Below are 22,236 nucleotides of genomic sequence, written 5' to 3'. Positions count from 1 at the left end.
CATCAGAAGCGCCGCTCGATGCGGGCGTAGTAGTAGCCGCCGGTGATGCCGAAGGGCGAGAAGCTGCCGAACTGGCCGGCGCCCGTGTCCGGGTTCAGCAGGCCGATCTTGTCCGGATGCTGGTCGAACAGGTTGTTGGCCCCGACGCCGACGGTCGTGTTCGCGTCGAAATCGAAGGCGACGTCGAGGTCGGCGACCCACTTGGCGCTGAACGTCCGGTCGTTGACGGGTTGCGCGCCGGCCTCGGTGTATTCGCCGTAGCGAGTCTCGCGCAGGCTCACCTTCCAGCGATCGAGGCTCCAGATCGCCGACAGCGAGAGCTTGTCGCGGGGCGTGCCGACCGTGAGATCCGCCTGCTTCTGCCGATCGAAGAGCGCGTAGCCGAGGCTGGCCAGCACCGTGGGCGTCGGCTTGATGCCGGTGATCTCGGTCTTGTTCCAGGCATAGGCGGCCGACAGCCGCAGGTCGCCCAGATCGCCCAGGCCAAACCCGTACTCGGCGACTGCATCGACGCCGCGCGTCCGGGTGTTCACCGCATTGGTGTAGTAGGAGACCGAGAGGTCCCGCTGCAGGCCGTTGGTCTCCAGGATCGCGCCCACGACCGGGCCGCGGATCACCCCGGTGTCGACGATCCGGTCCTCGATCTCGATCTGATAGGCGTCGATGGTGAACCGCAGGCGCGGCGCCGGCTGGGCGGTGAAGCCGACGCTGTAGTTGACCGACGTCTCCGGCTCCAGCGGCTCGGCGCCCAGGGCCAGCGCGGCCGGGTGGAAGGTCGGCAGCACCTTGGTCGGCGACGAGACGAAGGGCATTCCGGGCAGGCAGTTGGCGACCACCCCGGCCGGCGGCGGGCACTGGATGCTGCTGAAGGTCGAGGACGCGAAGATGGTCTGGGCCAGGGACGGCGCGCGGAACCCGTTCGAGATCGTGGCGCGCACGGCGTAGCCGGGCGCGAACTCCCAGCGTGTCGCGAGCTTGCCGCTGACCGTCGAACCGACGCCGCCGGAATAGTATTCGGCCCGCGCCGCCGCGCCCACGTACCAGCCGTCGGTGATGTCGGCGCCGACGTCGACATAGGCGGCGTAGCTGTTGCGGCTGATCTTGCCGGCGTCGTCCGGAGTGGTCCCGGCGTAGGACGACAGCCCCGGCGTCGGCGGACGCCCGGCGAACGGCTGCCCGGCCGGGATCACGTAGTCGCCGATGACGTAGGACGCCTCGTCGCCGGCATAGATCTCGAACTGCTCGAAGCGGTGCTCGAGGCCGAGCGCCAGGGTCAGCGGGCTGGCGAAACCCACGTCATACTCGCGCGCGACGTCGAAGTTCGTCGTGGCCTGATCGAACACGTGGGTCGAGAGGTGGAAATAGGTCGGACTGGCCGGGCCGAGCGTCGCATTGATGGTGTTCTGGCCGTCGAGCTGGGCGTTGTCGTGCGCCACCGTGGTCGACAGGTCCCAGCGCCAGTCGCCGCGCTCGCCCTTGGCCCCGAACGCGACCTGGGTGTCGAGCTGGAAGATCCGGCGCAGGGCGTTGAAGCCCAGCGGATAGACCTCGGGCAGCGACGTGGTGGTGTTCGGCCGGGTGATGTTGTTGGGCAGGAAGCTGCCGGTGTTCTTCTTGGAACTGCGGTGGCTCAGCGTCCCGAAGGCGTAGAGCGTCAGGTCGTCGGACACCGGCAGTTCGGCGTTCGCCGAGGTGGCGATGATGTCCTCCTCGCCCGGCCCGTAGCTCTGCCCCCAGAAGTAGCGATCCACGCTCGCGTCGCGGGGATCGGCCGCCCCGCCCGGCAGGGCCGGATAGATGTACCTGGCCTGTGACGGGATCCCCCGCGAGGCGGCGCGGCTGTTCTTCCAGTTCACGCCGAAGTCGATGAAGCCGTCCTGGCCCAGCTTCCGGGCATAGGTCGCCGAGGCGCTGACGCTCTCGCCGTCGCCCAGATAGTTGCGGCCGGCGTTGACCCCGAACGAGCCGCCCTGGTCCTCGCTCTTGAGGATGATGTTCACCACCCCGGCGATGGCGTCCGAGCCGTACTGGGCGGCCGCGCCGTCCCGCAATACCTCGATCCGCGCGATCGAGGCCGAGGGAATGAGGTCGAGGTCCACCGGCACGCCGCCGCGCCCGACCCGCGCCAGGTTGTTGATCAGCGCCGTGGTGTGGCGCCGCTTGCCGTTGACCAGGAACAGCGCTTGGTCGCCGTTCAGCCCGCGCAGGGTCACGGCGCGCACCGTCCAGGAGGTGCCGCCGCCGTTGATGCCGGGAAGGTTGAAGGAGGGCAGCAGGGTGTTCAGCGTCTCCTTCAGCCCGACCTTGCCGGTGTCGGAGAGCTGCTCGGCCGAGACCACGTCGATCGGGGCCGGGCTGTCGAGGATCGTCCGGGCCTGCCCCCGCAGGCCGGTCACCACCAGTTCGGCGACCGCATCGTCGGCGGCGTCGACCCCGGCCTGGGATGCGTTGGCGGCGACGGACTGCGCCAGCGCCGGTGTCGAGACGAATGCCGCCGATGCGACCAGGGCGGCGCGAGTAAGACGTTTGGACATGAGGACTCCGGCGGCGCCGATGGCCGCCTGTTGTTTTTCTTGTGGAGGGCGCCGACCCCGCCGGCGCCCGAGGTCTCGACGCCGGATCAGGCGCTCGGGCGGACGCGGTGCGGAATGTCGTCGCTGGCGATCAGCACGCGCTCCATCACCCGGGGGAAATCCCCATAGTCGCGGACGGCGAAATGCAGGCCGGCGCGATTGTCCCAGAAGGCCACCGAGTTCTTCCGCCAGCGGAAGCGGGCGTGATACTCGGGCCGCTTCACCTCCTCGTAGAGGCGCGCCAGCAGGGCGTCGCTCTCGGCCTTGTCCAGGTCGACGATCCGCGGCTTCAGGCCGAAGTTGATCCAGAAGATGTCTTCACCCGTCTCGGGGTGGGTGCGGACGATCGGATGGGCGACCAGGGGATAGTTCACGCCCGAGCGGCGCAGGGCGTCCTGGTAGTCGTGAATGACATAGAGGTCGTCGATCCGCGCCTTCAGGTCCTCGGGCAGGCCCCGGTAGATCGCCGCCCCGTCGGCCCAGATGGTGTCGCCGCCCACCTCAGGAATGGTCACCGCCCGCAGGACGGCGCCGAACGACGGATCGATCCGCCAGCTCGTGTCGGTGTGCCAATGGCTCTCGCCGTTGGCGACATACTTCTTGAAGTTCTCGGCCGCGATCGGCTGGACCACGCGATGGGTCTCCACCCCGCCGGTCGGATGGGCGTAGAGCTCGCCGAAGTTCAGGGCGAAGGCGACCTGCTGGTCACGGGTGATGTCCTGGTCGCGGAAGAACAGCACCTTGTGCTTCAGAAGCAGGCCGCGAAGCGTATCGCGCAACTGCGCCGTCAGCGGCTGGGTCAGATCCACCCCGCCGATCTCGGCGCCGATGGTCGGGTTCAGGCGCTCGACGGTCAGCGATAGGTCACGGGCTTCAAGAACGGCGGAGCTCATCGAGGCTCTCCCTGTTGATGGACGCCCATCACAGGAACAACAGGTCACCCGACGCCGCGATCAACAATTTCTGCCGAACTGAAGAGATTTTTGTATATCCAAATCAACAATATAACTCATGAGTCGAAATTATGAGGCGGCGTAACCATTGCTCATACGCGCGATGAGAAGAACTCATATGCGAACGCCTGGCTCATAAACCCCAACACTACTGCGGCGCGGCGGCCACATCTGGCGGTGCATGCAGCAAACCGAGCCGGTCAGGTAGAAATTCTGCGTTCCATCCGCCCGCGCCGAGCGCCGATGCCAAGACCTTCATTTCGGAGGTCGTCGCGTGGGGCTCAGCCGTCGTCGTTTCATCAGCAGGCTCGCCGCCAGCGGCGGCTACGGGGCGGCCTATGCCGGAATGCAGGCCTTGGGCCTCCTGTCCGCCACGCCGGCCCAGGCCGCGCCCCGGCTGCCTGCGGCCCACGGGGCGGGCCGACGGGTGACCGTGCTGGGAGCCGGCGTCGCCGGCCTCGTCGCCGCCTATCAACTTGAGAAGGCCGGCTTCGCGGTCACCGTGCTGGAGGCGCGAGACCGGGTCGGCGGGCGCACCTGGACCATAAGGAACGGCGACAAGGTGCAGTTGGGCGGCGAGGCCGACCAGACCGCCAGGCTGTCCGAGGGGCTCTACTTCAATGCCGGCCCGGCCCGTATTCCAAGCCACCACCAGGGCGTCCTGGGCTACTGCAAGGCGCTGGGCGTCCCGCTGGAAGTCGAGGTGAACGCCAGCCGCAGCGCCCTGCTCCAGTCGGACGCCGCGTTCGCCGGCCGCCCCGTCCAGCAGCGCCAGGTGGTCAACGACCTGCGGGGCCAGATCTCGGAGCTGCTGGCCAAGGCGACCGATCGCGGCGCCCTGGACGCCGATCTCACGGGCGACGACCGCGAACGCCTGCTCGCCTTCCTCAAGCTCTATGGCGACCTGCAGCCCGACCTCGCCTACCGCGGGTCCGAGCGCTCGGGCTATGTCGCCCCTCCGGGCGCGGGCGACGAGGCCGGGACGCGTCGCCAGCCGCTGGACCTGCGCGAACTGCTGCGCAGCGACTCCACGCCGAACGTCCTCTTCGAAGACAACATCCTCATGCAGGCGACGATGTTCCAGCCGGTCGGCGGCATGGACCGGCTGCCGCGCGCCCTGGCGGCCGCCCTCAAGGGCCAGGTCCGCCTGAACGCCGAGGTGCTCGAGATCAGCCAGTCGCCCGACGCGGCCCAGGTGACCTGGCGCGATCGCCGTTCAGGCGCGGTCCGCACCGCCCGTTCCGACTACCTGGTCGTCACCCTGCCGCTCAGCGTCCTCTCCGGGGTGAAGACCGACTTCGCGCCCGCCTTCAAGGCCGCGATCGCCGGCGCCGTGCAGGATCATGCGGCCAAGGTCGCCTTCGACGCGCCGCGCTTCTGGGAGGCCGAGCAGATCTATGGCGGCCTGTCGTTCCCCAGCGGCGGCACCGGGGCGGTCTGGTATCCGAGCAACGATTTCAACGCCCCGCGCGGCCTGCTGGTCGCGGCCTACATGGTGTCGAAGCTCGCCGCCGCGTTCCAGGCCAGGCCGCTGGACGAACAGGCGTCCCTGGCCCGCGCCGCCGTCGAGCGGCTGCATCCCGGTCAGGGCGCGAAGCTCACCGCCCCGATCATCGTCGACTGGAACAAGGTCCCGTTCAACCGGGGCCCCTGGCTGCACTGGAACGCCGACGGCAACGACCCGGCGGCCTATCGAGTGCTCCTGGAGCCGCAAGGGCGCATCCACCTCAGCGGCGCCCATCTGAGCCATCTGCCGAGTTGGCAGGAAGGCGCCGTCGCCGCGGCTCATCGCACGACGGCCTTGCTGGCCGAGCAGGTTCGAGCCGAAAGCCTGACCCGGCGAAGCTGATGGCGCTCCGCCGGGCCAGTCGGGGTCAGAAGCGCTTCGTCACCTGGATCCCGAAGGTCCGGGGCTCGTTGACGAAGGCGGTCAGGTTGTTGAAGTCGATCGCGCCGATGACGTTCGCCTCGTCCGTGATGTTGCGGACGTAGAGCGCCGCTTCCAGGCCAAGCTCCGGCGCACGCCAGCCCGCGCGGGCGCCGCCCTCGAAGGAAGTGTCCTGCATGAACTCGACCGACTCGTAGAGGAACAGGTTGAAGTTCTTCTGCATGACCCAGTCGGTCGAGGCGAACAACTGCGCCCCGTTGGCCAGGGTGTGCACCCAGTCCAGCGTGATGTTGGCGGTGTATTCGGGCGCCTGCGGGAACGGGTTGCCGTTGATCCTGGCGCGGCGGGTCGTGCCGACGTCAACGATCGGGTCGGTGACCGTGCAGTTGGCGCCGCAGAACGCCACCAGCAGGTCGCTGTCCTTGATCTCGGTGTGGTTCCAGGCGAAGCCGCCGGTCAGGGTCACGCCCGCGCCCAGATAGACGTCGCCGTCGATTTCGACGCCGTAGCCCTCGCCCTTGTCGGCGTTGATCAGTTGGTTGAAGTTGCCCTCGCCGCCGATGGCGGTGAACTGCGGGTCGGTGACCTCGTAGTAGTAGGCGGTGGCGTTCAGGTGCGCCCGGCGCTCCCACAGCCGGGCCTTGAAGCCGGCTTCGTAGGACATCACCGTTTCCGAATTGGCGGTCGTCACCACGTTCGAGGTGGCGATCCGGCCCTGGATCGACGGACCGCGATAGCCGTTGGCCACGCGCGCGAACAGGTTCAGGTCGTCATTGACCGCATAGAGCGCGCTGACGTCCCAGCTCACCTGCTCGTCGCCGACCTGCTTGGTCACGTCCAGCGGCGCGCCCAGGGTGCGCTGGCCGCGGAAGTCACGGCTGTCGTCGGTGTAGCGCAGGCCGGCCGTCAGCTTCAGGGCGTCGGTGACCTGATAGTGGCCCTGGCCGAACACCGACCAGGAGTCCGACTCCTGCACGATGTCGGTGACGATGGTCGGCGCAAGGCCGCCGGTGCCGTTGAAGGTGGCCGAGATCAGGTTGAAGCGCTCTTCCCAGTAGAAGGCGCCGACCTGCCAGCCGAACCGCCCGTCGCCGTTCGAGGCCAGGCGCAGCTCGTAGGTGTCCTGCCGCAGGTCGCTGTCCAGGGTGCCGGTCTCGGAGTTGAACGGCGTCTTCCAGGGCGCGTCGGCCGGGGCCGAGGCCACGCCGCCGTCGATGTCGCCGTCGCCCGCCGAGGCGCCCCAGTAGCGCCCGACCACGCCGGTCAGGGTCGCGGGGCCGAAGTCGTAGGCCACCTGCAGCGAACCCGAGCGGGTTTCCTGCTTCTGGAAGTTGTTGCGGCCGCCGTCGTAGTAGACGCGCTCGCGGTTGAAGTTGGCGTTCAGCTCGTTGGAGCCCTTGGTCAGCACGTTGGCGCGGTTCATCGTGCCGGTGCCTTCGTAGTCGCGGGCCTGCAGGGTCAGCAGGGCCGACAGGCGGTCGGTCGGCTGCCAGGCGACGTGGACGCGGCCGGCGCGATCGTCAAAATTGCCCAGGTCCTTGCCGTTCAGATCGGCGAAGGCGGGGCTGTACATGTTGTCGATCCAGTCGTCGCGATGGTTCCACAGGCCGGCGATCCGCACCTGCAGGGTGTCGTTGACCGGGATGGTCACGCCGGTCTCGGCGCGCACCGCGCCCAGGTTGCCGACGGCCAGCGAGCCGAAGCCGGTGAAGTCGTTGGTCGGCTTGACGGTGTCGATCTTGACCACGCCGGCCGGGGTGTTGCGGCCGAACAGCGTGCCCTGCGGCCCGCGCAGCACTTCCAGTTGCTGGACGTCGAACAGCGGGAAGCCCTTCAGGAAGACGTTCTCCAGCACCATGTCGTCGAGCACGACCGAGACCGGCTGCGAGGCGTTGAAGTCGAAGTCCACGTTGCCGAGGCCGCGGATATAGAAGCGCGGGGCGTAGCGGCCGTTGGAGCTTTCGACCTGCAGGCTGGGCACGCGGGCCGACATCGACAGGATGTCGCCGCCGCCGGCGGCCACTTCGGCCAGCTTCTGTTCGTTCACCGCGGTGACCGCGAACGGCACGTCGCGGATGTTCTCGCTGCGGCGCTGGGCCGTGACGACGACGTCCTCGACGGTGAAGGCGGCGTCGCCCGCCGACTGGGCGAGCGCGGGCGTGGAGACGAGAAGAGCCAGGCCGCTGACCGAGCAGGCCAGCGCGCCGAAACGACGTGACATGAGTTTATCCCCGAGGAGTAGATATCGGCGCCGCCCTACGTTGCAGCGCACCCAAGCGCCAATACAAAACGGCGTTCGGCTGGTGAAATTTTCAAGACGTGGCCGCAATCACGCATTGCGACCTGCGGACGCACGTTGCGCGACCGCCGAAATGGTGAAATCAGGCCCCGTGCCCCACGATCATCCCCTCACCGACCGTCGCCGGCTCCTTCAGGGGGCCGCCGGCCTCGCCGCTGCGCCTTTCCTCACCGGATTCACCTCGCCGATCGTCGGGCGCGTCCTGGCCATGGCGGACCTGCATTCGGCCTATGAGCGGACCGGGCAGTTGCTCGCCGCCCTGGAGGCGGAGGTGGCCGCCCACAGGGTCCCGCATGTCATCGCCGTCGACGGCGACGTCTTCGAGCACGGCAATGTCGCCGCGGTGCGGTCGAACGGCGCCATCGACTGGGCCTTCCTGGGCGAGCTGCCGAAGCTCGCGCCCACGATCGTCAACCTGGGCAACCACGACAACGACATCACCCCGGACCTGGCCGACGTCGTCGCCCGCCTGCGCGGCCTGGGCGTCACCGTGATCAGCACCATCGTCGATGCGCGAACCGGGGCGCCCTACGCCGCGGCCAGCGCCGACCTGCCGCTGGGGCGCCGGACGCTGCGGGTCGTGGGCGTGGCCACGGATTCGCTCAACACCTATCCCGCCGCCAGCCGGCCCGATCTCAACATCCCCGTCCCGGGCGAGTGGGCGCGGGCCAACCTCGCCGCGGCCCTGTCCGGCGCCGACCTGGCGATGGTGATGAGCCATGCCGGCGTCGCGCCCGACCGCGAGATCCTGCCCCTGCTGCCCGACGGAACGCTGATGATCGGCGGCCACAACCACCTGCTGTTCCAGCACCGCCAGGGCCGCAGCCTCTATCTGCACACCGGCTCGTGGAGCAACGCCTACACCGCGGTCACCTTGCGGGCGAGCGGGCCGGCCGAGGCGCTCTCCAAGCCGATCGCGCTGGACGCATCGCCCTCGCCTCGCCTGGCCGCGCTGATCCCTGCCGTCCTCGCGCAGTCGGTCACCGAACAGGAGCGCGCCCTTCTGGGCGTCTCGCCCCGCGCGCTGCCGCTGGGCGACACCGGCCGCGCGGTCGCCGCCGCCATGGCCCGCGCGACCGGCGCCGACGCGGGCTTCATCGGCCACACGACGCTGGGCACGGGACTGCCGTCAGGCCCGGTGTCCAGGCACGCCTTCGACGCCGTCGTGCGCTTCGAAGGCAAGCTGATGGTCGGCGAGGCGCCGCCCGAGCAGCTCGCTCGGTTCATGGCCCGCGCGAACCAGGACCGCCCGATGCCGCTGGACCAGCGCAACGGCGACTTCCTCTATGCCGAAACGGTCGCGCGGCCGGCGGGCAAGCCCGTCCGCATCGTCACGACCGACTGGTGCGCCTCGAACCAGGCCGAGTATTTCGGCGTCTCGGACCTGGCGTTCAGCGAGGCGCCGGACCTGCGCCTGAAGGCGGTGGCCGCCAAGGCGCTGCTTTCCGACTGACCTCCGCGCGCTAGCTCGTCCTCGCGACCTGCCTGATCAGGGCGAGCAGCCAATCGATCGCGCCCCGTTCCCCCTGGCGCACGACCGCCCCGACCGTGAACGGCGGCGCAGCGCCGTCGGACTCGATCACCACCACCCGGCCGGCCTGCTCGGCCAGGAGCGCGAGGCGTCGCGGCAGCAGGGCGGCGACGTCCGTCTCCCCCACCATGACCAGGGCCGAATAGGGATCGGGAACGCTGATCGGGCTGTCGATCTCCCGCAGGGCGACGCCGCCCAGGGCGTAGCCCTCGCCCCAGCTCGCGATCCGCTGCAGCCCAACGCCGCGCCGCTCGCGGGCCAGGTCGCGCGTCTCCGCGCTCGAGATCAACAGCCGCGGCAGCTTGGCCAGCACCTCGTCGGAGATCTCGGGCGACAAGGCCGGGTGCCCCGACCGGATCACCCAGACCCCGGTGTCCTCGAACAGAGGCGTGTAGGCGAACCGCTCGGCGACGTAGTCGAAGGCCCCGATCACCATGTCCAGCCGGCCCCGATCGAGGTCCTCGGCCAGGTTCGAGGTCGGGGCGACCAGGTGCAGCTTGGCCCCCGGCGCCTCGGCCAGCAGCCGCCTCACGACGACCGGCATCACCACGGAGTTGGCGTAGGCGCTGGCGGCCACATGGAAGACGCGCTCGGTCGTGGCCGGATCGAACTTCGCTGGCGAGACGGCCTCCTCCAGCGCCTTGAGCGCCGAGCGGATGGCCGGCCCCATCTCGACGGCGCGCGGCGTCGCCTGCAGGCCCGAGGCCCCGCGTTCGAACAGCTCGTCTCCCAGCGCCGCACGCAGCCGGCCCAGGGCGTGGCTGACGGCGGACTGCGTCAAGCCCAGACGCTCGCCCGCCCGCGTGGCGCTCTCCTCCTCCAGCAAGGCGAGAAAGACCCGCAGAAGGTTGAGGTCGAGCGTATTGAAATGCGCATCGTTCATGACTGCCGTGACGAACTATCATTTGGCTCATGATCTTGGGAGGCCTATCTGCGCGCTCCAGGTTGGGCCTCCCCGCCCTGCCCTCACCACACAGACAATAATGCGCGGACGGTGAAGGCCGGCCGCGCGCAGACGTTGGAGCAGCGCGTGAGCGACGCGGAAGGCTACCAGGCGATCGCCGAAGCCGAACTGGAGGCCGCCAGCCATCGGCCGCCTGAACGCACCCTTGGCCAGAAGCTGCGCCTGCCGCTGATGGTCGGCGCACCGGCGCTGGCGCTTCTCGCGGTCGGCTATTTCGTGCTGACCGGCGGGCGGTTCGAGACGACCGACAACGCCTATGTGCAGACCGCCCGCACGGCGATCAGCCCCAGCATCGACGGCCGCGTCGTCGAGGTGGACGTCAGGGAGAACCAGAAGGTCCGCAAGGGCGACGTGCTCTTCAAGCTCGATCCCGCCGACTACCAGGTGGCCGTCGCCCAGGCCGAGGCGGCGCTGGCCGCCGCGCGCTTCGACGTCGAGAGCTCGCAGGGAGTCTACGCCCAGCGCCAGGCCGACCTCGCCGCCGCCCAGGAACGCGTCGCCTATACCGAGCGCGAGGCCGTCCGCCAGAAGGGGCTCGCCGCCGCCGGCGTCTCGCCCCAGGCCCAGGCCGACCAGGCCGCCCATGAGGCCGAGCAGGCCCGCCGGCAGGTCGCCGTGGTGCGCCAGCAGATGGCCTCGGCGCTCGCCGACATCGGCGGCCGGGCCGCTTCGCCCGACCAGCATCCGAAGGTCCTGCAGGCCCAGGCGCAACTGGATCGGGCGCGCCTGAACCTCTCCTACACCACCATCGTCGCGCCGGCCGACGGCGTGGTCGCCAAGGTCGAGCAGATCCAGGTCGGCAACCGCGTCGCCACCGCCCAGCCCCTCTTCTGGCTGATCTCCGGCGCGCCGTGGATCGAGGCGAACTTCAAGGAAGACCAGCTCGCCCACATGCGGATCGGCCAGCCGGCGACGGTCAAGATCGACGCCTACGACCATGAACTGAAGGCGCACGTGGCCAGCTTCAGCCCCGGCACCGGCTCCAGCTTCGCCCTGCTGCCCGCCGAGAACGCCACCGGCAACTGGGTGAAGGTGGTCCAGCGCCTGCCGGTGCGCCTGGCGCTGGACGAGGCGGCGCCCGACCTCAGCGGCGGCCTCAGCGCCACGGCCAAGGTCGACGTGCGTTCGGCCCTGAAGAAATGACCGCCGCCGGGAACGGCAAGGGCGACGCCGCCAACCGGGTTCCGATCACCATCGCCGTCATGCTGGCGACGATCATGAACTCGCTGGACACGACGATCGCCAACGTGGCCCTGCCGCACATCCAGGGCAGCGTCTCGGCCTCCGCCGACCAGATCACCTGGGTGCTGACCTCCTACATCGTGGCGGCCACGATCATGACGCCGCTGACCGGATTCCTGGCCGACAGGCTCGGCCGCAAGATGGTGTTCATGATCTCGATCGCCGGTTTCACGGTGGCCTCGATGCTGTGCGGCATCGCCGGAAACCTGCCGGAGATCGTGATCTTCCGGCTGCTGCAGGGCCTGTTCGGCGCGGCGCTGATCCCGCTGTCCCAGGCCGTGCTGCTCGATATCAACCCGCCGGAGAAGCATGGCCAGGCCATGGCCATCTGGGGCGCCGGCGCGGTGCTGGGCCCGATCCTGGGACCGGCCCTGGGCGGCTGGCTGACCGACAATCTCGACTGGCGCTGGGTCTTCTTCATCAACCTCCCGATCGGGATCCTGGCCTTCACCGGCGTCTTCGTCTTCCTCTCCGAGCGCAAGGGCGCCGAGAAGCGGCCGTTCGACATCCTCGGCTTCGCCACGCTGGCCCTGGCGATCGGGGCGTTTCAGATGATGCTGGACCGCGGCCCGGGCCAGGACTGGTTCGGCTCGGCCGAGATCTGGATCTACCTGATCGTGGCCGTGGTCGCCGTCTGGATGTTCGGCGTGCAGATGGCCACCGCGCCCAAGCCCTTCGTCGCCCGCGCGCTGCTGGCCGACGCCAACTTCATCACCTGCTGCGTGTTCGGCTTCTTCATCGGCATCCTGCTCTATTCCACCCTCGCCCTGCTGCCGCCGATGATGCAGACCCTGCTCGGCTATCCCGTCGCGTTCACCGGCCTGGTCAGCATGCCGCGCGGGATCGGATCGTTCATCGCCATGTTCGCGGTCGGCCAGCTCATCGGCCGCGTGAACATCAAGCTGATCCTGCTGGCCGGACTTTCCATCAGCGCCGTGTCGCTGTGGCAGATGACCCAGTTCAGCCTGGGCATGGACACCCACCTGATCATCGTGTCCGGCTTCCTGTCCGGGGTCGGCACCGGCCTGATCTTCGTGCCGCTGTCGACGATCGCCTTCGCCACCGTGCGGGCCGAGCACCGCGCCGAGGGCGCGGGCCTCTTCACCCTGGTCCGCAACATCGGCTCGGCGGCCGGCATCTCCATCATGCAGGCCCGCTTCGTCAGCGGCATCGAGGTGCACCACGCGACCCTGGTCGAGCACGCCCGGCCCGACAACCCGCTCTACCAGGCCTACGCGCCGCTGGTCTTCCAGACCCAGAGCGCCATGGCCGGACTGAACGCCATGATCACCCGCCAGGCCGCGATGCTCTCCTACCTCGACGACTTCCGGCTGATGCTGGGCATCACGATCTTCTGCGCGCCGCTGATCCTGCTCATGCGCACCCCCAAGACCAAGACGGACCAACATGTCGCTGTCGATTAATCCCCGTCGCCACGCCCTGCTGGGCGCCAGCCTCGCCGTCCTGCTGAGCGCCTGCACGACGGTCGGCCCGGACTTTCAGAGCCCCGGCGCGCCGGCCGCGCAAGGCTATGCGATGGCCGGCGACGCAGCGCCCGCCATCGCTCGGCTCGACCCCGACACGGCGGCCAGCGGCCCCTGGTGGACCGCGCTGGGATCTTCCCAGCTCGACCAGGTGATCCGCCAGGCGATCGCCGACAGCCCGACGCTGGACGAGGCCGATGCGACGCTGCGCCAGGCTCGCTCGGCCCTGGCCCAGGCGCGCGGCGAGGCCGGCCCCCAAGCCGACCTCAACGCCGGTTTTCATCGCGAGCGGGCCAACCTTCAGGCCTTCGGCTTCACCGGCTTTGGCGACATGCAGCTCGAAAACCCGACCTTCTCGCTCTATTCGGTCGGCGGCGGGATCGGCTACGACCTGGACCTGTTCGGCGGCGAGCGCCGTCGCCTCGAAGGCGCATCCGCACGCGCCGAGGCCCAGGCGCGCCGCGCGGACGCCGCCTATCTGTCGCTCACCGCCAATGTCGCCCTCCAGGCGGTGACCATCGCCACGCTGCAGGCGCAGATCGAGGCGACCGAGCAGATGATCGCCGCCGACGAGGCCAATGTCGAACTGGTCCGCAAGGCCAACGCCCTCGGCGGTTCGACCAGCACCGCCCGCGTCGCCGCCCAGAGCCAGCTCGAACAGGACCTCACCCTGCTGCCGCCCCTGCGCGCCCAGCTCGCCGCCGCGCGCCATGCCCTGGCCGTGCTGGTCGGCCATGCGCCGGCCGAGTGGACGGCGCCGGACTTCCGTCTCGCCGACCTCGGCCTGGCCGGCCCCGCGCCGATCGCCCTGCCCTCCCAGCTCGTTCGCCGCCGGCCCGACATCCTGGCCGCCGAGGCCGACCTCCATGCCGCCACCGCCGACATCGGCGTGGCGACGGCCGACCTCTATCCGAAGATCCGTCTCACGGCCTCGATCGCCCAGGGTTCGCTGAAGCCGGCCGACCTCTTCTCCTACGACGCCAGCGGCTGGGATGTCGGCGCCGGCCTGACGGCCCCCCTGTTCGACGGCGGCGCCCTGAAGGCGCGGCGCCAGCAGGCGCGGGAAGCTGCGGCCGCCGCCTCGGCCCGCTATCGCCAGACCGTGCTGACCGCCTTCGCCCAGGTGGCCGACGCGCTTTCGGCGTTGTCGGCCGACGAGGAATCGCTGGCGGCGCACTCAAGGAGCCTCGCCCAGGCCGACGAGAACCTGCGCCTGGCCAAGGTCGCCTACGAGCGCGGCGGCGGCGCTTTCCTGGAGGTGCTCGACGCCCAGCGCCGCGTGAACGAAAGCCAGTCCTCGCTCGCTCGGGCCAACGGTCAGCGTCTGGCCGACGCCGTGCGCCTCTTCGCCGCCGCCGGCGCGGACTGGCGCACGGCCTCGGACGGCTCCAGCGACTGACCGCGCCTGGCGCCGCGCGGCGTTCAAGGCGTTATGGCTATCGTCTCTGCTCTCGCTCACGATACAGATTCACCAGCCTTGGATTTCCACAGCAAATTGCCTGGCCGGCTGACTTTCGTGCCGGCACGTTTCTACAATCCGGCGTTCTTGTGGCTCATTAGTTTCAAGCCGGTGACGCAGGGTCATATGCTTGTGCTTTCCGGCGAATAGACAGCCTTGAGCCGGTGCGACGTTTTTCAGGACCGGAACGATGGCGCCAGCCAGTCAGGATGACGGACACATGCCAGCGCGGCCCCCAGCTCCGAGAGCTCCTCAAGGCGAGACATGGTCGGCGCCTCTGACATCGTCGGACGCCGCATCTTGAGACGGCGCGGCGGGGTCTTTGCGGGCTGGGCGGCGGCTGCGAGCCTGAGCCTTCTGGCCGCCTGCGGCGCGAAGACCGACGAGCACCACGGCGGGCGCGACCCCAACGCGCCGACGACGGTCGGCTATGTGGTCGTCCAGCCCACCCGCGTCGACCTGACTAACGAGCTCACCGGCCGTGTCGTGGCCTATCAGAGTTCCGAGGTGCGCCCGCAGGTCGCCGGCGTGATCGAGAAGCGCCTGTTCACCGAAGGCTCGGTGGTCGCGCGCGGCCAGCCGCTCTATCAGATCGACCCCAGCCTCTACCGGGCCGCCGTCAACCAGGCGCAGGCCAACGTGCAGAGCGCCGAGGCCAACCTCGCGGCCGCGTCCGCCCTGGCCGAACGATACAAGCCCCTCGCCGCGATCGAGGCGGTGAGCCAGCAGGACTATGTGAACGCCGAGGCCCAGGCCGCCCAGGCCCGCGCGGCGGTCGCCCAGGCCCGCGCGGCGCTGGACACCGCCCGCATCAATCTGAAGTTCACGACCGTCCCGGCGCCGATCGGCGGCCGCATCGGGCGTTCGCTCTCGACGGTCGGCGCGCTGGTCACCACCAGCCAGGCCGATCCGCTGACCACCATCCAGCAGCTCGACCCGATGTTCGTGGACATCCAGCAGTCCAGCGGCGACCTGCTGGCCCTGCGCCGCGCCCTGGCCTCCGGCGGCCTGGCCCCGGGCGGCACGCAGGTGCGGCTGACCCTCGAGGACGGCAGCGCCTATGACCAGGTCGGGACCGTCGAGTTCTCGGAAGCCGTGGTCGACCCGGCCACCGGGACGGTCACCCTCCGGGCGCGCTTCGCCAATCCCAGCGGCGTGCTGCTCCCCGGCATGTTCGTCCGCGCCAGCTTCACCCAGGCGGTCGACACCGCCGCCTTCCTCGTGCCGCAGACCGCCGTCTCCCGCGACCCGAAGGGGGCGGCGAGCGTCTACATCGTCGGCCCGGGCGACAAGGCGGTGCAGCGCAGCATCACCGCCGATCGGACCCAGGGCGCCTTCTGGGTGGTCAGCAAGGGCCTGGCCCCCGGCGACAAGGTCATCACCCAGGGCCTGGCCAACGTCCAGCCCGACAAGTCGTTGAAGCCGGTTCCGGCCAGCACCCCGCAGCGCATCGGCGCGCCGGCCGGCAAGACGGACGGCCAGTCCAAGGGCTCCGCCGCAGGGGGCGCCTGAGCATGCTCTCCCGCATCTTCGTCGACCGGCCGATCTTCGCCTGGGTCATCGCCATCATCATCATGCTGGCCGGGGCCGGCTCGATCCTGGGCCTGCCGGTCGCGCAGTATCCCGACGTGGCCCCGCCCCAGGTCTCCGTGCGGGCGACCTATCCCGGCGCCTCGGCCGAGACGATCCAGAACAGCGTCACCCAGGTCATCGAGCAATCCTTGGCCGGGATCGACGGCCTGCTCTACTTCAATTCGGCCTCCACCTCCCGCGGCCAGGTGACGATCACCGTCACCTTCGACAAGGGCGTCGATCCCGACATCGCCCAGGTGCAGGTGCAGAACCAGGTCCAGCAGACCGTCTCGCGCCTCCCCGCCCAGGTCCAGCAACAGGGGCTGGTGGTGCGCAAGTCGAACCCCGACAACCTGCTGATCGTCGGGGTCTATGACGAGACCGACCGGATGACCAACCGGGACGTCTCCGACTATCTGGTCTCCAATCTTCAGGACCCGCTCTCGCGTGTGAAGGGCGTCGGCGACACCAACGTCTTCGGCTCCCAGTACGCCATGCGGATCTGGCTCAACCCGGACCGCCTGGCCAGCTACCAACTGACGCCCGGCGACGTGGTGACCGCGATCCAGAACCAGAACACCGAGGTCGCGGCCGGCGAGATCGGCGGCCAGCCCCAGCCCGACTCGCAGATGCTCAACGCCACCGTGACCGCCCAGTCGCGGCTCCAGACGCCCGAGCAGTTCGCCAAGATCGTGCTGAAGAGCCAGCCCAGCGGCGCGGCCGTGGTGCTGTCGGACGTCGCGCGGATCGAGCTGGGCTCGGAGAACTACAACGCCCGCAGCCGCGTGAACCAGCATCCGGGCGCCGGCCTGGGGATCCTGCTGGCGCCGGGCGCCGACGCCCTGAAGACCGCCGACCTGGTCAAGGCCAAGGTGGAGGAACTGGCGACGGTGTTCCCGCCGGGCCTGAAGTTCGCCTACGCCAACGACACGACCGACTTCATCAAGCTTTCGATCACCGAGGTCGTGAAGACCCTGGCCGAGGCGGTCGTCCTGGTCGTGATCGTGATGTTCGTGTTCCTCCAGAGCTGGCGCGCGACCCTGGTGCCCGCCGTGGCGGTGCCGGTCGTGCTGCTGGGCACGTGCGCGGTGCTCTACCTGGCCGGCTTCTCCATCAACACCATGACCCTGTTCGGCCTCGTGCTGGTGATCGGCCTGCTGGTCGACGACGCCATCGTGGTGGTCGAGAACGTCGAGCGGCTGATGGAGGAGGATCCGGACCTCTCCCCCCGCGAGGCCACGATCCGGTCGATGGACGAGATCACCATGGCCCTGGTCGCCATCGCCCTGGTGCTGTCGGCGGTGTTCCTGCCCATGGCCTTCTTCGGCGGGTCGACCGGGGTGATCTACCGCCAGTTCTCGCTGACCATCATTTCGGCCATGGCGCTGTCGATCTTCGTCGCCCTGACGCTCAGCCCTGCGATCACCGCCAACCTGCTGAAGCGCAAGCGCGAGGCGCACGAGATCCACGACAGTTGGTTCGGGCGCCGCTTTCCCGCCGTCGCCAGCCTGATCCACCGCGGTTCCAGCGGCTTCAACCGGAATTTCAACCGGATGGCCGACGCCTACCGGCGCTCGGTGCGCACGATCCTCGATCGCCGTGTCCTGGCCTTCGGAATCTACGGCGCGATCGTGGTGGTGCTCGCCCTGCTTTTCGTCCGCCTCCCCACCGGCTTCCTGCCGACCGAAGACCAGGGCGCGGCCAGCGTTCGGTTCCAGCTTCCCGCCGGCGCCACTCAAGCGCGGACCGTCGAGGTCCAGCGCCAGGTCGAGGCCTATTTCCGCGAGCAGGAGAACGCCAATGTCCGCACCATGTTCACGGTCAGCGGCGGAGGCGGCGGCGGGGTCAGCGGCCAGAACACCGGCCAGGGCTTCCTGAATTTCGTCGACTGGTCCGAGCGCAAGGGCAAGGAGAACACCGCCGACGCGATCATCGCCCGCGCCTCGGCCGCCTTCCGCGACTTCCGCGACGCCGAGGTCTTCGCCCTGATCCCGCCGGCCATTCGCGGCCTGGGCCAATCCGACGGCTTCACCATGCAGTTGCAGAACGCCAGCGGCATGTCCCAGGCCGACTTCAACGCGGCCCGCGACAAGCTGCTGGAGGCCGCGCGCCAGGACCCGGCCCTGGCCTCGGTCCGCCTGAGCGAGTTGCCCGACATCGCCACCCTGAAGATCGACACCGACGCGCGCAAGCTCGCGGCCCTCGGCCTCAGCCAGGCCGATGTGAACACCACCCTCTCGACGGCCTGGGGCGGACGCTATGTGAACGACTTCGTCGACCGCGGGCGGGTGAAGCGCGTCTACGTCCAGGGCGACGCCCCCTACCGCGCCGATCCTTCCAACCTCGAGGAGTGGTACGTGCGCGGCGCCAACGGCCAGATGGCGCCGTTCTCCTCCTTCGCCAGCATCTCGTGGTCGCAGGCCCCGACGACGCTGTCGCGGTTCAACGGCATTCCGTCCTACGAATTCCAGGGCTCGGCCGCGCCCGGCGGCAGTTCCGGCCAGGCCATGGCCGCGATCGAGCGGCTGGCCGCCGAGATCCCTGGCACGACGATCGCCTGGTCGGGCCTGTCCTACCAGGAGCGGCTCTCTTCGGGCCAGGCGCCGATCCTCTACGGGCTCTCCCTGCTCGTGGTGTTCCTCTGCCTGGCGGCGCTCTACGAGAGCTGGTCGATCCCGCTGGCGGTGCTGCTGGTGGTGCCGCTGGGCCTGGTCGGCGCCGTGCTGGCCGTCACCCTCCGTGGTCTGATCAACGACGTCTATCTGCAGATCGGGCTGCTCACGACCATGGGCCTGGCGGCGAAGAACGCCATCCTGATCGTCGAGTTCGCCGAGCAGGCGGAGAAACGCGGAGCGCCCGTCATCGAGGCGGCGATCCAGGCGGCGCGCATCCGCCTGCGTCCGATCCTGATGACCAGCCTGGCCTTCATCTTCGGCGTGCTGCCGCTGGCTATCTCGACCGGAGCCGGCGCCAACAGCCGCATCGCCATCGGAACGGCGGTGATCGGCGGCATGCTGACCGCGACCATCCTGGCCATCTTCTACATCCCGCTGTTCTTCATCATGGTGCGGCGGGGCTTCCGTTCGATGCACAAGGGCCAGGGCCCCGGGGGATCGGCGCCGAACGCCGAAGTGGAACCCGCATGAACCGCGCGGCCCTCATCCTCCTGGCCGCGGGCCTTGCCGGGTGCTCGCTCCAGCCGCGCTACGTCCAGCCGCAGTTGCCGACGCCCGCCTCCTGGCCGGCCGGCGATCCCTACCTGCAGCAGAGCGAAGCGGCCCTGCCGCGTGTCAGCTATCGCGACGTCTTCACCGACCCGCGCCTGCAGGCCCTGATGGAGCAGGCCCTGGCCGGCAACCGCGACCTGCGGGCCGCCGCCGCCAACATCCTGGCCGCCCGGGCCCAGTACAGGATCCAGCGCGCCGACCGCCTTCCGCAGATCGACGCTCACGGCCGCTACACCCGCACGGGCGGCGGTTCGAACGCCAATGTCGAAACCTACGCCGCCGACGTCGCCGTCACCGCCTTCGAACTCGACCTGTTCGGCCGCGTGCGCTCGCTGAGCGACGCCGCGCTCAACCGTTACTTCGCCACGGAGGCGGCCGCCCGCGCCACGCGCCTGACCTTGCTCGGCGACGTCGCCGAGGTCTGGCTGACCTATGCCGCCGACGCCACCTTGCTGAAGATCGCGCAGGATACGGCGACCAGCGCCGAGAGCAGCGTGCGGCTCACCCAGGCCCGGCTCCAGGGCGGCATCGCGCCGAGGACGGACCTGCGACAGGCCGAAACCGTACTCGCCGCGGCCCAGGCCGACGTCGCCGCCCTCCGCACGGCGCTGGCGCAGGATCTCAACGCCTTGCAGCTTCTGCTCGGATCGCCCGTGGATCCCGCCCTGATGCCGGCCTCGATCCAGGACGCCAGCCACGGCTTGCAGAGCTTGCCCGTCGGCCTGCCGTCCGACGTCCTGCTGCGCCGCCCCGACGTGCTCCAGGCGGAATACGCCCTGCGCGCCGCCAACGCCGAGATCGGCGCGGCGCGGGCCGCGCTGTTCCCGACCATCTCGCTGACCGGCGCCCTCGGCTACGCCAGCCCCTCGCTCTCGTCGCTGTTCGAAGACGGGACCTTCACCCGCTCGTTCTCGCCCAGCGCGGCCTATCCGATCTTCCGCGCCGGCGCCGGCCTCTCCGGCGTGTCGGCGTCCAAGGCCCAGCGGGACGCCGCCCTCGCCGCGTACGAAAAGGCGATCCAGGCCGGCTTCCGCGAGACGGCCGACGCCTTGGCCAGGCAGGGCACGATCGCCGAGGAACTCGCCGCCACCCAGACCCAGGTGGAGGCCGCGCAGGACACCATGCGGCTTACCGAGGCGCGCTATCGTGGCGGCGTCGACCCCTTCCTCGCCAGCCTGGTCGCGCAGCGCTCCCTCTACACCGCCCAGCGATCCTATGTGGCCAGCCAGTTCTCAGCCGCCGTGAACCGGGTCGATCTCTACCGCGCGGTGGGGGGCGACGACGGCGCGACCGGCCCGTCCTGATCGCCCGCCCACGCCTGACAGCCGACAGATAGGGCCCTCCCCGGTCAGCGACTGGCGGGCGGTCGCCACTGATAGGCTTGTCCCGCGCGATCGGCGGCCGCCTTTTCCGGGCTGTCGGGATAGACGCCGTTCATGCGGTCCGGCCGGTTGGGCGTGGTCATCCATTGCGGCGGGAACTCGGCGGCCTTGGCGCCATCCTTGTCGCGCAGCACCAGGCCCGAACTGTAGCGCTGGGTGTAGGGCACGACATGCTCGCCCTTGTCGTTCGACAACTGCGCATACAGCCGGCGGCGCAGATCGATCTTGGCGTCGAGATAGGCGGGCTCGTCGATCAGGTTGGTCATCTCGCCGGGATCCTTGGAGAGATCGTACAGCTCCTCCAGGTCCCAGATCCCGTGGTACTGGATGTACTTCATCGGCCCATGCTCGATGGCGAAGGTCGTCGGGGTCTGCGGGAACGTCCATTCCCAGTAGTATTCGTAGACGAAGTCGTCCTCGACCCAGTCCCTGGCCGCGACCTTGCCGGTCGCCACCGGCAGCACGCTGCGCCCCTCGAACTGCGGCGGCGGCTTGACCCCGGCCACGTCGAGGAAGGTCGGCGCCAGGTCCAGGTTGCGCACCCGCGTCTCGTTGACCACGCCCTTGGGCAGCAGGCCGGGCGCGAAGGCCACCATCGGCACCTTGACCGACGGCTCATAGGCGTTGCGCTTGTCGATCAGCCCGTGCTCGCCCATCAGGAAGCCGTTGTCGCTCATGAACACCACCAGGGTGTTCTTCTCCAGGTCGTGCTTGCGCAGGTAGTCGAGCGTGCGCCCGACGCTGTCGTCCACGGCGCTGAGCGTGCGGTAGTAGTCGCGGAAATATTCCTTCAGGTCCCGATCGGAGTGATAGGCGAAGTCGGCGCCATGCCAGCTATTGCGCTGGTTCTGCACCCACATGGGCTTGCCGCGCCTGTTCTCCGGGGTATCGGCCATGCTGGCCGGCATCCTGATGTCCAGGTCGCCGTACTGCCCGGCGTGCCGCGGCGCGGGCTTGGCGTCGGAATGCACCGCCTTGTGGGACATGTAGATGAAGAACGGCTTGGTCTTGTCGCGCCCCTCGTCCAGCCACTTCAGTTCATAGTCGGTCAGTTCGTCGGTGATGTAGCTGGTCTGCGCCACGGTCTTGCCGTCGACGTTCAGGGTCTGCCGCTTGCCCTCGGCCACCTCCTGCGGCGTCAGGCCGTCGGTGGGGAAGTAGGTTCCCTGCCCCTTGAAGCTGACCCAGTGATCGAAGCCGGGCCGAGGTCCGTCGGAGGCCTGCCCCATGTGCCATTTGCCGAAGAAGGCGGTCTGGTAGCCGGCCTCCTGCAGGTACTTGGGGAAGAAGGTCAGCCCCTCTTCCGAGGCGTTGTTGTTGTCGACGATGCGATGGTTGCGCGTGGTCTGGCCGGTCAGGATCGTCGCCCGGCTGGGCGAGCACAGCGAGGAGGTCACCACGGCGTTGGGGAAATAGACGCCGTTCTGGGCCAGGGCGTCGATATTGGGGGTCTTCAGGCCCGGGGTGAGGAATCCCATGGCGTCGAACCGCAGGTCGTCGACCAGGATGAAGACGATATTGTAGGGCGCGGCTGCGGGCTTCGCCGGCGCGGCCTGCGCCGCAAGAGGAATCGAGACCGCAGCCAGGGCCGCGGCTCCCGTACGGGCGAAGGCGGAGATCATGCGCGATTGTCCCATGGCTTGTTGCGAGCGCCTTCGTATG

The 22,236-nt window shown here is 69.3% G+C and carries 13 protein-coding genes; 8 read left to right on the top strand and 5 right to left on the bottom strand.

Features of this window, described 5'->3' with window-relative positions:
- Positions 1 to 2 precede the first annotated feature (2 nt).
- Positions 3 to 2,534, bottom strand: coding sequence for a TonB-dependent receptor (locus RTL41_RS15970; RefSeq protein WP_312166062.1), 2,532 nt, complete (start codon positions 2,532 to 2,534; stop codon positions 3 to 5).
- A gap of 86 nt (positions 2,535 to 2,620) precedes the next feature.
- Positions 2,621 to 3,466 carry a TauD/TfdA family dioxygenase gene (locus tag RTL41_RS15965; RefSeq protein WP_312166061.1) on the bottom strand — a complete coding sequence of 282 codons (846 nt, stop codon included), beginning with the start codon at positions 3,464 to 3,466 and terminating at the stop codon, positions 2,621 to 2,623.
- Positions 3,467 to 3,800: 334 nt separating this feature from the next.
- Here RTL41_RS15965 and RTL41_RS15960 point away from each other — a divergent pair, with 334 nt between their 5' ends.
- Positions 3,801 to 5,375, top strand: a complete 1,575-nt coding sequence (locus tag RTL41_RS15960) for an FAD-dependent oxidoreductase (RefSeq protein WP_312166059.1) — start codon at positions 3,801 to 3,803, stop codon at positions 5,373 to 5,375.
- A gap of 25 nt (positions 5,376 to 5,400) precedes the next feature.
- Here RTL41_RS15960 and RTL41_RS15955 read toward each other — a convergent pair whose 3' ends face one another.
- Positions 5,401 to 7,635 (bottom strand): TonB-dependent receptor domain-containing protein, encoded by a 2,235-nt coding sequence (locus RTL41_RS15955; protein ID WP_312166058.1) that lies wholly within the window; start codon positions 7,633 to 7,635, stop codon positions 5,401 to 5,403.
- Positions 7,636 to 7,804: 169 nt separating this feature from the next.
- Here RTL41_RS15955 and RTL41_RS15950 point away from each other — a divergent pair, with 169 nt between their 5' ends.
- Positions 7,805 to 9,166 (top strand): metallophosphoesterase, encoded by a 1,362-nt coding sequence (locus tag RTL41_RS15950; protein WP_312166057.1) that lies wholly within the window; start codon positions 7,805 to 7,807, stop codon positions 9,164 to 9,166.
- 10 nt (positions 9,167 to 9,176) lie between these two features.
- On the opposite strand, the gene RTL41_RS15945 is transcribed toward RTL41_RS15950, so the two are convergent.
- Positions 9,177 to 10,127, bottom strand: a complete 951-nt coding sequence (locus RTL41_RS15945) for a LysR family transcriptional regulator (protein WP_312166056.1) — start codon at positions 10,125 to 10,127, stop codon at positions 9,177 to 9,179.
- A 147-nt stretch (positions 10,128 to 10,274) separates the two neighbouring features.
- Between RTL41_RS15945 and RTL41_RS15940 the strand changes: the two genes are divergently transcribed.
- The 6 genes from RTL41_RS15940 (at position 10,275) to RTL41_RS15915 (ending at position 20,496) form a co-directional block, all read left to right on the top strand.
- Complete coding sequence (locus tag RTL41_RS15940) at positions 10,275 to 11,351, top strand: HlyD family secretion protein (protein ID WP_312166055.1); 1,077 nt, start codon at positions 10,275 to 10,277, stop codon at positions 11,349 to 11,351.
- Entirely contained in the window at positions 11,348 to 12,874 is a 1,527-nt protein-coding gene (locus tag RTL41_RS15935) for a DHA2 family efflux MFS transporter permease subunit (RefSeq protein WP_312166054.1), read from the top strand. Before RTL41_RS15940 ends, RTL41_RS15935 begins: the two co-directional genes overlap by 4 nt.
- The gene (locus RTL41_RS15930; protein ID WP_312166053.1) at positions 12,858 to 14,333 is read left to right on the top strand and encodes an efflux transporter outer membrane subunit; all 1,476 of its coding nucleotides are present in this window, start codon (positions 12,858 to 12,860) and stop codon (positions 14,331 to 14,333) included. Before RTL41_RS15935 ends, RTL41_RS15930 begins: the two co-directional genes overlap by 17 nt.
- 324 nt (positions 14,334 to 14,657) lie before the next feature.
- The gene (locus RTL41_RS15925; RefSeq protein WP_312166052.1) at positions 14,658 to 15,905 is read left to right on the top strand and encodes an efflux RND transporter periplasmic adaptor subunit; all 1,248 of its coding nucleotides are present in this window, start codon (positions 14,658 to 14,660) and stop codon (positions 15,903 to 15,905) included.
- A 2-nt stretch (positions 15,906 to 15,907) separates the two neighbouring features.
- The gene (locus tag RTL41_RS15920) at positions 15,908 to 19,111 is read left to right on the top strand and encodes an efflux RND transporter permease subunit (RefSeq protein ID WP_312166051.1); all 3,204 of its coding nucleotides are present in this window, start codon (positions 15,908 to 15,910) and stop codon (positions 19,109 to 19,111) included.
- The gene (locus RTL41_RS15915; protein ID WP_312166050.1) at positions 19,108 to 20,496 is read left to right on the top strand and encodes an efflux transporter outer membrane subunit; all 1,389 of its coding nucleotides are present in this window, start codon (positions 19,108 to 19,110) and stop codon (positions 20,494 to 20,496) included. The genes RTL41_RS15920 and RTL41_RS15915 overlap by 4 nt, the downstream gene beginning before the upstream one ends.
- Positions 20,497 to 20,540: 44 nt before the next feature.
- On the opposite strand, the gene RTL41_RS15910 is transcribed toward RTL41_RS15915, so the two are convergent.
- Positions 20,541 to 22,196 carry a sulfatase gene (locus tag RTL41_RS15910; protein ID WP_312166049.1) on the bottom strand — a complete coding sequence of 552 codons (1,656 nt, stop codon included), beginning with the start codon at positions 22,194 to 22,196 and terminating at the stop codon, positions 20,541 to 20,543.
- Between the last annotated feature and the right edge of the window lie 40 nt (positions 22,197 to 22,236).

Source organism: Phenylobacterium sp., from assembly GCF_031984885.1.
In the GTDB taxonomy this organism is placed as follows: domain Bacteria; phylum Pseudomonadota; class Alphaproteobacteria; order Caulobacterales; family Caulobacteraceae; genus Phenylobacterium.
This window is presented reverse-complemented; position numbering and strand designations above follow the sequence as displayed.

Coding starts and splice junctions, on each gene's coding strand:
- RTL41_RS15930 (WP_312166053.1), top strand. CDS start 12,858: ATGTCGCTGTCGATTAATCCCCGTCGCCACGCCCTGCTGGGCGCCAGC.
- RTL41_RS15965 (WP_312166061.1), bottom strand. CDS start 3,466: ATGAGCTCCGCCGTTCTTGAAGCCCGTGACCTATCGCTGACCGTCGAG.
- RTL41_RS15955 (WP_312166058.1), bottom strand. CDS start 7,635: ATGTCACGTCGTTTCGGCGCGCTGGCCTGCTCGGTCAGCGGCCTGGCT.
- RTL41_RS15945 (WP_312166056.1), bottom strand. CDS start 10,127: ATGAACGATGCGCATTTCAATACGCTCGACCTCAACCTTCTGCGGGTC.
- RTL41_RS15925 (WP_312166052.1), top strand. CDS start 14,658: ATGGTCGGCGCCTCTGACATCGTCGGACGCCGCATCTTGAGACGGCGC.
- RTL41_RS15970 (WP_312166062.1), bottom strand. CDS start 2,534: ATGTCCAAACGTCTTACTCGCGCCGCCCTGGTCGCATCGGCGGCATTC.
- RTL41_RS15915 (WP_312166050.1), top strand. CDS start 19,108: ATGAACCGCGCGGCCCTCATCCTCCTGGCCGCGGGCCTTGCCGGGTGC.
- RTL41_RS15935 (WP_312166054.1), top strand. CDS start 11,348: ATGACCGCCGCCGGGAACGGCAAGGGCGACGCCGCCAACCGGGTTCCG.
- RTL41_RS15920 (WP_312166051.1), top strand. CDS start 15,908: ATGCTCTCCCGCATCTTCGTCGACCGGCCGATCTTCGCCTGGGTCATC.
- RTL41_RS15910 (WP_312166049.1), bottom strand. CDS start 22,196: ATGATCTCCGCCTTCGCCCGTACGGGAGCCGCGGCCCTGGCTGCGGTC.